Here is a 13,773-nt window from a genome sequence, read left to right on the forward strand (position 1 = left end):
ATTTATGTGGTCCGAAATCTTGACATAGTACCAGCTTTTCTTCCTGTTCCTCTGTCAATGCCTGTCGTGGTTTTCTGTCGTCCTCTATGACTTCGTTCAGCTTAAAGTCAAAAGGGTTCTTTCTCACAAGGTCGTCCGCTATGGCAATGCGGAATGAAGCATTTAACGAGCGTTTATGATTGCTTATGGTCTGGTAGCCATAACCTTTCTCTTTCATGCGTAACGCCCATTCCTTAGCGTCTGAAAGGCGTATGCTGTCAATGCTCCTTGCTCCCAGTATATCTTCCTCTAATATCCTCACAAGCTGTTTTCTGCTCTGCTGTGTGCTTTTCTTCACGTTTGCCCTCTGTGCGTTCTGTTTGGCATAGAGCTGGCACAGCGTCATTTTTCCGCCTGTGGTGTCGATACCGTCCTGCAAGTCCCTTTGTATCTCCGCTTCCAGTTCCCTTAATGATTTCCCGTTCCTCTTTCCTTTGGGTACGGGGTCTGTGGGTACAAGTTTCCATGAGTACACATATCTTGTTTCTCCTTGTGCGTCCACATATTTATACAAGTATCTTCCGTCTGTTCGCTGGCTCTCTCCCGTCTTTAACAGGCGACCTTTATTGTCCCGTCTTTTTTCTGACATTGTTATCTGCTCCTTTCATAAGAAAGAGCCTCGATATGACTTATGATGATAATATCACATACAAGGCTCTTTTTCATTAGATTGTGTCTATTTTATCCAGCATTTTTTCAAACTGCTTTTTCTTGATGAGCAGGCGGTTTCCGTTCATCATATACCAGTTGCCGAACCTGTCCTGCTGGGCAAGCTGTCTTATCTTGTTTTGACCGACTGAAAAATACTGGGACGCTTCTTCTACTGTCATGGCGTATTTCTCCCATACTGGGACTTGAATATCGTTCATCAAATGCCCCCTTTTACGTGCTTCGTATCATACTGGATATAGGGGATAAGGTCAGTACGGTCTATTCTCTGTAAGTGGGCGGTCAGCTTGCTGGAAAGGGCGGTGCTGTATCTTGCCTTATCCAGCATATTTTCTACACGTTCCAGTCCACCCAGTGCGTCATGTTCTTCCAAGAAGTAAAAGCTCTTGACCGCTGAAATCACGCCACCCTCTGTGAGCCATTGCTGTGTTTCTTCAAGGGTATTCTGCTGTTTAGGGGTGTGGAGCTTCAAGACTTCCACAGCCCCTAAAAAACGTTCCCAGAAGCGACACGTTTTCCACCTGCTCTTATTGCTTTCATTTTTATTGGGTACGACAAAGCGTAGGTTGTCTGCCAGCAGTCCGAAAGCCAGTTCTCCCAGTTCTAACGGTCTGTCCTTGAACGTCATGGCAAAGGCATGAGCTTTGTCGTCACGCAGTTGCATTTCCGTTCGTTTCCAGCTCCCGACTTCATCAAGCGTCCTGTTGTACTTTGTGCAGACTTCCTTATCCTTGTCATAAAGGCGGTAGGACAAGCCCGATTTTCCAGCACCGATATAGACTGTCTTTGCGGTGTCGAAATCATCAAACTTGCTTTCGTCAAACTTATAACCCTCACTGTTTGAGATAAATTCCTCTTTTTCGCATTTCTTCTTTATCTGCTCTATGGTAAAGAATGGCTTTTCGTTCTTATCATCAATGGCAACATCAAGCCTTGTGAAATGGAAATTGCCTAGTCCGTATCGTCTTTCACATCGTCCGAACATATCTCCAAAAGTCAAGCCTTTATCTTCAAGGATACGGTAAATATCATCACTGCCCCTGCCTGTCATAACGAGATAACAGCCAAGTCCCTGTGGGTTGTCCTCTGTCTTTCTTGCATCACCCGATACATAAATATCCCCAATCTCCCAGCGTGTCTGATAGGTCTTGAATTTTACAGTAGCTGGATAGACATTGAAGATGTCCGTTGGCAAATGTAAAATGTACTTGATAACATCTTCAGCGGTTGCCGTTTCAAATACAATGCTGATGTAATCAATCTTAATGGATAAATTTTCGTGTGTTGCGATAGTGCATTTCTCCTTTCGTTCTTCCCGATTTTTTGCGGAGTAAAAATAGTGTTTTGTCCTTTATTTATCACAGTTTTTAGGTACTATGACATGTATACGCAGGGCGGTGTTACATATACGCCCTTTACGGAACGCCTAAAGGCGTTCCCTTTCCAAAAGGAACTGTCTGTCCGAAACACGTCTGTGGGACGTGCCCCGTCCAGCCAGTCCCTTTTGGAAACCACGGTTTTCGGTCTGATAGTCCATGTCTATTCATGCTATCAAAGCGAAAACATATCATTTATATGCTTACTCAAGCGTGTGATTGACCCTAGCGTGCTTAATCACTCTATATGATACGATAATAACGCTATCAGAATTACTTGTCAAGAACTTTTTCTTGACTTTTTCTAAAATAATAAGTATGATAAGCTTATAAATGAACCAAAAAGTGAAGAAAGGAGAAGTTATAATAAGTTATGGAACGTTATATAAAGAAAATCAGTTTCTTAGGGGAAAACATACAGACCATAAGGAAATGCAGGGGAATGAAACAGCAGGAGCTTGCGGATAAAATCGGTATCAATATGCAGAGCCTTTCCAAGATTGAACGAGGGGTAAACTATCCCACCTTTGACACGCTGGAAAAGATAATGGACGTGTTGGGAGTAACGCCCAATGAGTTGTTGGCGGGGGAATGGAAGTATATCGATCATACCGAGCCGTATATTATGGACGTTATCAAACGGGAACAGGACTTCAATGTTTCCCTGGACTATCTGCCCGAAAATGAATATTTTAAATCTGAGCAGGAGTGCAGGTTTTATATGGAAACCAAGCTCATGCAGTATATCAGCAATTACATTACCAATGAGGTTGTGGAGCTGGAAGAACTTATGGAAATCAAGCAGTTGATACAGCGTCAGAAGCTAGAACGTGTTATGAGGGTACATAAGGAAATGCGTGGGTTAGACCGATACCGAGAACAGCCAAAAGAGTACAAATATCATAGTCCATATGACGACAGGATATTCCGTCAACTTGCGGATATAGACAGAAGAAACAACATTCCAAACACTTCACCCGAATTAGATTTTGATGAAATGGAATTTGAAGACTATATGAAAGACAAGTGGAACAGAGGACTGTGATTTTCCTCTTGCATGGAAGATACAGCAAACAAAAAGCCCGATCAAGAGTGCAAGCACCACCTATGGTGACAATGCTCTTGACAGGGCTTTTTCTTTTCTGTTCGTGGTGGACAAGAGAAAATAAGGATATGCATGCTGAAGCTCCATAAGGATAGTAACTGAAAAATCATAAAATAATTGAAAGTGTGCATTTCTATATAGATTTGCGTGCTTATGTAACTAAGAATAACAAAAACTGGTATGTGCAGTTGGTTGAAATCAATATTTACGGTTATATAATGGAAATAGAGGAGGAATGAAAAATATGAATAATAAGAAAATAAATCTTCATTCAAATCTTATATTTTTGCGAAAAGCAAATAATATGACATTAGAAGAAGTTGCAAATGAAATCAATGTATCAAGGCAGGCGGTTGCAAAATGGGAAAACGGAGATAGTGTTCCCGATTTAATAAACTGTGTTGCATTAGCAGATTTATATGATGTTTCCGTCGATGATTTATTGCATTATGACGGAGAAAAAGAAGAAGCCAGTATAGCACCAAAAGGTAAGCATTTATTTGGAACAACAGTAATCGGAGAACGGGGACAAATTGTAATTCCGAAACAAGCTCGTGATTTATTAGGATTGAAAGCTGGAGATACATTAGTTGTTCTTGGAGATGAAAACCCTAGTACCAGAGGAATTGCATTATTACCGAGTGAACTTTTTATGAAAGCTACTCAAGAAGTTATGGAAGCATTTTATCCAAAAACAAACAAGGAGAATAGAAAATGAAAAAAATATTGATAGAAACCGATAGCCTTACAAAACACTATGGTAAATTCATTGCTTTGGATAATGTATGCGTTCAACTGAAAGAGGGAGAAATATATGGACTGATTGGAAAAAATGGGGCAGGTAAAACAACACTAATGAGAACGTTAGTGGGGTTGAGTATTCCTACCGCTGGACGCATTATTTTGTTTGGTAAGGAACATGAAAAGAACATACAGATAGAACGAAAAAATATTGGGTGCATGATTGAAAATCCCAGTATTATTCCTTATATGACAGCAAAGCAGAATTTACAATTGCATCAAACATTAAGAGGAATTAGAAAAACTGATTGCAAAGCAGAATTAGAGCTTGTTGGTTTATCCGCAGATTTAAAGAAAAAGGCAAAGGACTTTTCGTTAGGAATGAAACAAAGACTAGGTATTGCTATTGCTTTATTAGGTAATCCCCAAATACTTATTTTAGACGAGCCTATAAATGGATTAGACCCTATCGGGGTTACTGAAATAAGAAATTTAATTATAGACCTTTGTAAAAATAAAAATATAACGATATTGATATCCAGCCATAATTTACCAGAATTGTATCAAGTTGCTACACAGTATATCTTTATTGATAGCGGAAAAATTGTTAACTCAATGAGTCTTGAAGAGCTGGAAAAAGAAAGCAATCCACATTTGTTAATTGGTTGCAAGCAACTAGAGAATCTGATAAAAGTCTTAAAATCTATTTTGCATACAGATAATTATAAAGTAATATCTGACACCGAACTGGAATTATATGATTATTTGACAGATATAGAATATGTGTCAAGAGTTTTAAGTGAAAATGATATAGTAGTTACAAATTTGAGCTATCAAGAAGAAACATTAGAAAACTATTTCTTATCACTTGTGGGAGGTGTAAAAAATGCTTGATTTGATTAAGGTAGATATTTATAAAATGGCAAAATCTTCACTTATAAAAATAGTATTTGTTCTCTCTGTATTAAGTGCGGGTTTAATGCTCTTATTTGCACATTTAACGGCAACGGGCGATATGAATATTCAAAACACAGGTATTATGTCATTGTTTGCTGACAGTGAAATTTTTACTCTATTAGGCTGTGTTATTATTGGTATGTTTTTGTGCAATGATTTTGAGTATAAAATCATAGAAAACGCTATTTCAAGCGGACACAAACGAAGTACGATTGTTTTCAGTAAAATGCTTTCGCTTGTAATACTAATTGCAATTATGACATTGCCATATATTATTGCTATCATATTTTCTGTCTGTACTAACTTAGAAATGAATGTATATATGCCAACTGCATACTTAACTATTATTAATTTTGCTATTGGGGGTACAGACATAGTGAATATAGTTGCCTTTATTATTCTGGCAATACTAACATATTCAGCCCAGTTAAGCATTGGCATATTTATTATGTTTTTAGTTAAAAAGCCTGTCATTGTACTTGCGTTATCATATATAACTCTGTTATTGCTTGGACCAGTTTTAGAACTAAACGAAGTAACTAAAGGCATTATGGAACATACGCCGTTTGGAATAGACTATACAGATTTAGTAGTAAATTTTGAACTTGTTAATTTAGTGAAATCATGTTCTGTCGGGCTAATCTTTATTTTGACTTTTACATTTTTATCAATAGTGGCATTTAGAAAATGTGAAGTAAAATAGTTGTTGATAAAAAAATACAAGAGGTACTAAAATGATTGGACTAAAAAACGAGATGTGAAAAAAATCTTAAAGGCTGGTGCAAAAGAAATTTCATAGTAAAAAGGAAGTATTATAAGCAGGGTCAATAAAGGCTCATACAAACAATATGTTTTGTATGGGCTTTTTTCATACCCTCTTTCTTTGCTGTTCTTCACAACAAAGATATAAACAGTCTGTTTGACGTTTATATAATTCAGCATTCAGCAGAGAGGGGGTGAGATTATGAAACTATCTTCTTTTGAGGAAATCATCAAGTTACAGTTTAATGCTTATATGATGATAACGATTAAAGGCATTGTCCGTTATCGCAGAAAGCAACGCACAAAGCGTTTGGAGCATGAAGCATTGTTTTGTGAAATTCCAGAAATAAAGCAAAACAATCAAGGGAACTATGATAGATATTCTTTTGAATTTTCTGTATTTCAAGTATGGAATTTCTCAATCAAGGTATCTGACGAAAAATTGGGTACGGCTTTACGCAAACTGTCTGAAAAGCAACGTAATTATATCTTGTTGTGCTATTTTCAAGATATGCGGGACAGAGAGATTGCGGAGCTTTATCATGTATCACGTTCTTCTGTAAGCTGTACGAGAAACAGAGGATTGCAAAAACTACAAACGTTGATGAATGAAAGGAAGTAAAGGAAATGGCAAAAGATTATGGTTATCCTGCTTATGAGAAGATTGTCAATGCATCCAACGGTAACGAACAGGCAATCAAAGAAATTTTGAGGTTTTATGACGGGTACATATCAAAATTATGCTTGCGTCCATTCTACCATGAAAACGGTAAAGTTAGCATGAGGATAGACGAGGAATTAAAAGGCGAAGTGCAAACGGAGCTTATGAAAGCCATGCTGAAATTTGAACCTAAAGTGAAGTAGAAATGTAACCATGAAAAGGGAGATACACGGTCTTTGGGCAATCTCCCTTGCTCTTTTTCTGTCATATCAAGGCTCACTCAATCATGGTAAATTCGTGGTAAAATGGTTGTTTTTTTAGTTGATAAATAGTCCTTAAATACTGTATTTATGCGTATAATCTAAGTTTCTATATCAAGTTTCTAATAAATTGAAAATAATGTAAAAAAATCTAAAAGTATTATTGAAAATAAAAAAATAACTTTTCAAAATAATTATTTAAATCGTGTCAAGGCAATAGATTTTATTTTGTCATCTAAATCTGATTTTAGAACTATTCAAAGTTTAAAACAAATTAAACAATTAATGAATATAGAATATATACATATTATTAAATTATCTTCCCAGTTTAAGGTAGATTTATTTTATTGACATTTGTTATTTGCATATGATACGCTTATAAAGCGGTTACAGTCGCTTAGTACGTACTAAAGATGAGGTTAGGTTTTATTTTATCGTAAAATTGATCAAAGATAAAAACACCCCAATTATTTTAGCTAGGTAATTTTAATCCTCATCGCTAAAAATTAATTCAAAAGGAAATTTATGGAGAGAAAAATGAAAAAGAAACAAGTAGGTTTAACAACCTTAGCAGCAACTTTAATGATATCAGGGATGACACTAACACAGGTAAATGCAAAAGATGAACTTAAAGTTACTATGCCGGTAATTAATCCAACCCCTAAAACAGTAAATACACTTGGAAATGGGATGGAAATAAGTAGTTTTGTTAATTTGATTGGTGCAGATGTAGCTGATCAAGATGCTGTTGAAGAATTAAAAAGATTCTTAAAAGAAAACAACATTATAATTAATGAAACTAACAATGAAAATGATACTACTATTATGCTTGGTGAAGCAGAAGATAATGTAGCTGAAATTAATGATATGGCTAGTACATTAAAACTTCCTGATGCTAAAGAGCAAAAAGAAGAAGGGTATGTACTTGCTGCAAACGACAATCAAATTATGATTGAAGGTGCTGATGAGTCTGGAACATATTATGGTGTTAAGACTTTAAAGGCAATGTTACAGAAAAAAGATGGTAAAAATGTTTTACCAGAAGCTTCAATAATTGATGAACCAGATATGGAAGAACGTGGAATTGTTGAAGGGTTCTATGGAACACCATGGTCTCATGAAGACCGTTTAAATCAATTGAAATTTTATGGTGAACAAAAATTAAATCTTTATATTTATGCACCAAAGGATGATCCATATCATCGTAACCAATGGAGAGATCCATATCCACCTGAAGAAATGGCACGTATGCAAGAATTAATTAATACAGCAAAAGCGAACAAAGTAGATTTTGTATTTGCTATTTCTCCTGGAATTGATATTCGTTTTGACGGAAAAGAAGGAGAAGAAGACATTCAAGCATTGATTGATAAAGCACAATCAATGTATGATATGGGTGTTAGAAGTTTTGCAATCTATTTTGATGATATTGCAGATAGAAGCGGAGATAAACAAGCAAATGTATTAAATCAATTCAATGAACGTTTTATTAAAACACATGAAGATGTAAAACCATTAATAACTGTTCCAACAGAATATTTTTATAGTGGAATGATGCAAAATGGTAATAAATCTCCATATACAGCAGCATTTTCAGAAAATCTAGATAAAGATATTCAAGTTATGTGGACTGGAAATGAAGTAGTATCTCAAGGAGTTTCTACAGAAGATGCAAAAAATGCATACAATGTATTTGAAAGAAAAATGGCACTATTCTGGAATTATCCAGTAAATGACTATAATACAAAAAAATTAGCATTAGGACCAATTTATGGATTGTCATCAGAAGTGGAAGATACAATTTCTACATTGGCAATGAATCCAATGGAATTTGCAGAAACTTCAAAAATCAGTATTTATACAGGTGCTGATTATAGCTGGAATTTAAAAGCATATGATCCAGAAACATCATTTAAAAATGCTGTAAATGAATTATATGGTGAAAATGCAGAAGATTTCTATTATTTTGCAAACCACACAACACGTGTAGATAATGGTAGACCAGATGCTCCTGAAATGCAGGCATTAGTGGATACTTATTTTACAAAAGTTCTTTCTGGTAAAGATGTTTCTTTTGAACGTACAGCTTTAATTGGTGAATTTGAAAAAATGGAAGAAGTTTCAAAAAGATTAAAAACAAATTTACCAAAAGAAGTTTTAGAAGAAACAAGTAAACAGCTTGATGCTTTTGCAACAAATGCTAAATATGCTAAAGAAGCAATGGAAATGATGGATGCAATCTTATCAAATGATGTTGTTTCGTGGTGGGAATTAAAACAATCTAGTTTAGAACATCAAGATGCTATGTTAAATGCCAATGCACAAGTGTCTAATGTAGTAAAAAATTTCATTGCTCAAGCACATGAAGCAGGAAATAAATTGTATGATAATACAATTCCTAAAGATAGAAAAGAAGTTATTGATTACAAAGGTAGTGCAAGCATGGAAGCACAACAATATAGTGAGTGGTGGTATACTGCAAAACCTTATGAAGCTTCAAACTTTGCAATTGATAATACTGACAAAGCATACATGTCAAAAGATAATGTAGAAAAAGATTCTTATGTCCAAATTGATTTAGGAAAAGAAATGGATGTATATTCTATTTATCTATTACAAGGAAGAACTGAAACAGATAAAACAGTATCTGGTAAATTCTCATATTCTATTGATGGTCAAAATTGGATTGAATTAGGTAAAGAAGTTTCTGATTATGAAACAATTCTTACTAATTTAAATATTAAAGCACAATATATAAGATTTACTGCATCTAAAGCAGAAGATTTCCAATGGTTTGTACGTGACTTTAAAGTAAATAAAGATATTTCTAATGAAATTGCATCTTCTAGTATAGAAGGATATACAGGAGAAGTAGTACGTAAAATTGAAGAATCAAGTGATGGAACAGCACCGGTGGTATTAGCGCATTATAATGATAAAATTGAAGTAAAAGCCGGAGATACATTTACGCTTTCTTTACGTGACTTTAAATATATCAAAGATGTAAAAGCTGATTTTGGTGTAAAGGGTGTTGTTGAATTTACACGTAACGATGTAGATTGGGTAATGGCAACACAAGATCAATTAGCTTCTCATCCTATTGCAACGCGCGTACGTTTTCGTGCAACTGAAAATGGAATGATTAAAAATGCTACTTTAAAAGTAACAAATGAAGAAAGAAATCCAGGAACATATACAAGTAACTATACATTCCGTGATGGATATGGATTGGATCGTATCAACAATTTTGACATTGCATCAAATGCTGTATCAGTAACAACAGAAGCAGGACAATATTTACAATTGGATTTAGGAAGAGTTACTCATGTACGTGATTTGAAACTAATCTTTAATGAAAGTTATAGTGGAGACCGTCCTACTGATGTTACGCTATCTTATTCTATAGATGGTGAAGAATGGATAAATCTTCCTTATAATATCTATAGCTGGTACAATGAATTTACAAATGTAAATGTTGATGCTCGTTATTTAAAATATACTGTAAATCAAACACGTGGAGGAACATGGACACGTATTGGAGAATTTAGTGTAAATACTTCTGCTCCTGAAACAGTTTGGGAAGCAAGTGTTAATGGTAAACAGCCAACTAACAGAGTAACAAATATGAATGATTATGATCTTTCAACTAATTATTCTCCAGTATCAAATATTAAAGCTGGAGATACGATTGTATATCACTTTAATAAAGATCGTGATTTAAAACGTTTGCATGTATTACAAAGTAGTAAAAATATTACTGAAGCAAAAGTAATTGCAAGAACTGTTGATCGTAAAGAAATTGTATTAGGTACTTTAGATAAAGGATATACAATTTTAGATATGCCAAAACAAGTAGATGTAGAATCTATTAAAATTGAATTTACAAAAGATTTTACTGTAGATGAAAATAATCCAGTAGAAATTTATGAGGTAACTCCTGAATTCTATACGTTGGATGAAATCAAAGAACAGGCAAAAGCTTTAATCAAAGAAGCAAAAGAATTATTAAAAACACCAACAAATAAAAAAGATGGAAAAGAAGTTCTTGAATCAGCAATTTCTTCTTTAGAAGCGCTAGTAGATTCATCAACTGATCGTCATGAAATTACAAATGGAATTAATGAATTAAAAGCTGCTATGGAATATTATAAATCTGGAAATAGCGGTGAAGATAATGGAAATAATAATGGTGATAATGGTGCTATAAAACCAGATAGTCCTGATACTGGTGAAAGCACAAATACAACATTATTTGCAACAATGTTAATGGCTTCTGCAGCGATGTTAACATTCTTGAAAAGAAAAAAACGTGAAGATTAAAATATTAATAATCGACCGTTTTTAAAATAAATTATAAGATATAAAAGCTTGATTTCTTATTTGAAGTCAAGCTTTTTTAAGATAATGAAAATTATTTAATAACTCTTTTACAACTTAAATATGATACTAAGAAATAACCACCATATATTACTATTATCATTCCTGCAGTAATTATAATTGATTGTAAAAGTGCATCAGAATTGTAAATTTCCAACATTATATTACAAACTTGAATTCCAAAAATAGAATGGATGATGGCTAAAAGTAGTGGAAATCCAAAGAACACCAACATTTGTTTAAATAATGCATTATTTATTTTTTGATTCGAAGTACCAATTTTTCTTAGTATTTCATATTTACCTTTATTATCAATTGCATCAGACATTTCTTTTAAAGCAAGAAGTGCTGCTCCAGAAATCATAAAGATAAAACCTAAATACAATGAAACAAAGATAATTACGCCACTAGAGCCGATACTTTCATCATATAAATCTGTTTGACTGCTGATTAAAACATGTTGCCATTTATTATTTTCGGGATTAATCGTTTGATCAAATTTTGAACTAGAAATATATTTATTATTTTCATCGCTCATTTTTGGTACAAGTAAATAATTGGTGCTATAGTTTAGATTACTTAAATCAAATTCATCAGGAACAATGATGAAACCAAAACAATCTTCACCAAAGCAAGCATTATTATTCATCATTAAAAATCCATCAATAGTACGATTATATTTTGCATGTAATGTCTGATTCATAAAAGTGATAGTTTGATTACCTTGTTTTAAAGCATCATTAAATATTTCACTGTTTCCAACGAGTTGATACTCGTCTTTATTTAAATTAACTGTTTTATTATTGTAGAGCTTAGCTGCTTTATTATAAGTACTTTCATTAAGGATTGGTAACTTAGTAGCAAAATATTCTTCCATAGTAGGATCTAAGTTAAGCATTTGTATGCTATAATTTCCTAATATTGAACCAATTGTAGTTTCTAAAGATGTATAAGTATAAAAATCATAACTATTTTTATATATAGAAGCATCTATTCCTTGTTTATTAAAGATTTCTTTGATACTGTAAGAATCATCCATTTTCTTTGAAAAAGATGCAGAAATAGGGGCGGTATCTTTAAGACTATCTTCTTTAAAGTTTTTTAGAGAAAATGATGAAGATAATAAACAGATAGTCATAAATAAAAGTAAACAAATAATACTTCCAGAAATAACAGTAGAATTAATTTTATTTCCAATTTCCGATACAACAAAAGAATTTAATTGACGATGATAAATATTAGGGATTTTTTTAATTATCGCTAAAACAAAACCAGAGATTGAATAAAAAATTAAAAAAGTACCGATAATTCCTAAAATAATTTGAATTAAAATATCACTTTTACTAGTAAGCATGTTATATCTAACAGTAACATTATAATATGCATATGATAGCATTAAGCAAGCAATGATAAATAAAATAAAGCTAAGATAAGGGTTTTTGATTATGTTTTTTTCTTTTTTGTAATGAGCTGTAAGTAAATCAATAAGTTTAGCTTTACTTACAATGATTAAATCCATAATTGTTACAAAAATAAAAATCAAAATAAAATATAAAATAGTTTTGATAATAGCCTTACTAGAAACAACAAAAACAAATTTTTGCATATTCGCTTCAAACAAACTAGCAACAAATAAAGACATAAATTGTGATAAACTGATTCCTAAAATCAAACCAATTACTAAAGAAATAAAACCAATAATAACTGTTTCAAAAAAGATGATCATACAAACATTGATCTTTTTCATTCCTAATAATAGATATAATCCAAATTCTTTTTTTCTTTTCTTAATCAAAAATTGACTTGCATAAGCAATCAAAAAACCTAAGATAAATGATACTAATACACTCATAGCTTCTAATGCAGTGTTCATTACATCGATGATTTGTGATTTTGTTTGTGAGAGTTCCATCATTGAAGTTTGAGATTCAACGGCATTAAAAATATAAAATACTGCGATACCCAAAATAAGAGTGAAGAAATAAATTGAATAATCTTTAATACTCTTTTTTTGATTTTTAATAGATAATCTAAATAACACTGTTCAATTCACCTCCAAGAAGTGAAACAACATCAATTATTTTTTCAAAAAAATCTTTACGATTTTCATTTCCTCTTCTAATTTCATTGAAGATTTTACCATCTTTAATAAATATTACTCTAGAAGCATAACTAGCTGAAAAAGGATCATGAGTAACCATTAAAATAGTAGCATCAATGTCTTTATTTAATTGATTAAAGCTTTCAAGTAATGCTTTTGAACTTTTTGAATCTAAAGCGCCGGTTGGTTCATCGGCTAATATAATTTTAGGGTTAGTAATAATAGCTCTAGCTGAAGCAACTCTTTGTTTTTGACCTCCGGACATTTGATATGGGTATTTATCTAAAACATCAGTGATGTCTAGTTTTTTTGCTATATTAATTACTTTTTCTTTGATTTTTGTTGGTTTACATTTTTGGATTTGTAAAGCTAAAGCAATATTATCATATGCTGTTAATGTATCAAGTAAATTAAAATCTTGAAAAATAAAACCTAACTGATTTCTTCGAAAATCTGCTAATTTATTTCGCTTAAGTTTCGTTATGTTAGTTTGATCCACGATGATTTCACCACTAGTAACGCGATCAATCGTTGAAATACAGTTTAATAAAGTAGTTTTTCCTGAACCACTTGAACCCATAATGGCAACAAATTCACCTTTATCAACTGATAAAGAAATATTATCAATAGCTTTAGTTAAAGATGATTTGTTTCCATAATATTTTGAAATATTGTTGATTTGTAAAATGTTATTCATATTTTTTCCTCCTATCTACAATCAAATT

Annotated in this window: 11 protein-coding genes and 1 pseudogene; 7 read left to right on the top strand and 5 right to left on the bottom strand. The window is 32.8% G+C overall.

Features of this window, described 5'->3' with window-relative positions; all coding sequences use genetic code 11:
- Positions 1 to 28: 28 nt before the first annotated feature.
- The 3 genes and pseudogenes from NQ543_RS04530 to NQ543_RS04540 form a co-directional block, all read right to left on the bottom strand.
- A pseudogene (locus NQ543_RS04530) lies at positions 29 to 628 on the bottom strand (integrase DNA-binding domain-containing protein); the annotation flags it as partial.
- Positions 629 to 704: 76 nt separating this feature from the next.
- A complete protein-coding gene (locus tag NQ543_RS04535) occupies positions 705 to 908 on the bottom strand; it encodes an excisionase (RefSeq protein WP_004610525.1) in 204 nt (67 codons plus the stop codon).
- Positions 908 to 1,969: a replication initiation factor domain-containing protein gene (locus NQ543_RS04540; protein ID WP_471527412.1), complete on the bottom strand. Its 1,062-nt coding sequence runs from the start codon at positions 1,967 to 1,969 to the stop codon at positions 908 to 910. Before NQ543_RS04540 ends, NQ543_RS04535 begins: the two co-directional genes overlap by 1 nt.
- 488 nt (positions 1,970 to 2,457) lie before the next feature.
- Here NQ543_RS04540 and NQ543_RS04545 point away from each other — a divergent pair, with 488 nt between their 5' ends.
- The 7 genes from NQ543_RS04545 to NQ543_RS04575 all read left to right on the top strand — a co-directional run bounded on the left by NQ543_RS04545 (position 2,458) and on the right by NQ543_RS04575 (position 10,890).
- Positions 2,458 to 3,129 (top strand): helix-turn-helix domain-containing protein, encoded by a 672-nt coding sequence (locus tag NQ543_RS04545; RefSeq protein WP_039904596.1) that lies wholly within the window; start codon positions 2,458 to 2,460, stop codon positions 3,127 to 3,129.
- A 304-nt stretch (positions 3,130 to 3,433) separates the two neighbouring features.
- Positions 3,434 to 3,907, top strand: coding sequence for a helix-turn-helix domain-containing protein (locus NQ543_RS04550; protein WP_039904597.1), 474 nt, complete (start codon positions 3,434 to 3,436; stop codon positions 3,905 to 3,907).
- Positions 3,904 to 4,824 (top strand): ABC transporter ATP-binding protein, encoded by a 921-nt coding sequence (locus NQ543_RS04555; protein WP_004610532.1) that lies wholly within the window; start codon positions 3,904 to 3,906, stop codon positions 4,822 to 4,824. Before NQ543_RS04550 ends, NQ543_RS04555 begins: the two co-directional genes overlap by 4 nt.
- Complete coding sequence (locus NQ543_RS04560; RefSeq protein ID WP_004610533.1) at positions 4,817 to 5,590, top strand: ABC transporter permease; 774 nt, start codon at positions 4,817 to 4,819, stop codon at positions 5,588 to 5,590. Before NQ543_RS04555 ends, NQ543_RS04560 begins: the two co-directional genes overlap by 8 nt.
- 261 nt (positions 5,591 to 5,851) lie before the next feature.
- On the top strand, positions 5,852 to 6,271 hold the full coding sequence (locus NQ543_RS04565; RefSeq protein ID WP_004610534.1) for an RNA polymerase sigma factor: 420 nt from the start codon (positions 5,852 to 5,854) through the stop codon (positions 6,269 to 6,271).
- 5 nt (positions 6,272 to 6,276) lie between these two features.
- Entirely contained in the window at positions 6,277 to 6,513 is a 237-nt protein-coding gene (locus tag NQ543_RS04570; RefSeq protein ID WP_004610535.1) for a helix-turn-helix domain-containing protein, read from the top strand.
- Between the two features lie 594 nt (positions 6,514 to 7,107).
- On the top strand, positions 7,108 to 10,890 hold the full coding sequence (locus NQ543_RS04575; RefSeq protein ID WP_050752826.1) for a beta-N-acetylglucosaminidase domain-containing protein: 3,783 nt from the start codon (positions 7,108 to 7,110) through the stop codon (positions 10,888 to 10,890).
- Between the two features lie 91 nt (positions 10,891 to 10,981).
- On the opposite strand, the gene NQ543_RS04580 is transcribed toward NQ543_RS04575, so the two are convergent.
- Both NQ543_RS04580 and NQ543_RS04585 read right to left on the bottom strand, forming a co-directional pair.
- Positions 10,982 to 12,988, bottom strand: a complete 2,007-nt coding sequence (locus NQ543_RS04580) for an FtsX-like permease family protein (RefSeq protein ID WP_004610537.1) — start codon at positions 12,986 to 12,988, stop codon at positions 10,982 to 10,984.
- A complete protein-coding gene (locus NQ543_RS04585; RefSeq protein ID WP_004610538.1) occupies positions 12,978 to 13,745 on the bottom strand; it encodes an ABC transporter ATP-binding protein in 768 nt (255 codons plus the stop codon). Before NQ543_RS04585 ends, NQ543_RS04580 begins: the two co-directional genes overlap by 11 nt.
- Positions 13,746 to 13,773 lie beyond the last annotated feature (28 nt).

The organism is Thomasclavelia spiroformis DSM 1552 (assembly GCF_025149465.1).
GTDB lineage: Bacteria > Bacillota_I > Bacilli_A > Erysipelotrichales > Coprobacillaceae > Thomasclavelia > Thomasclavelia spiroformis.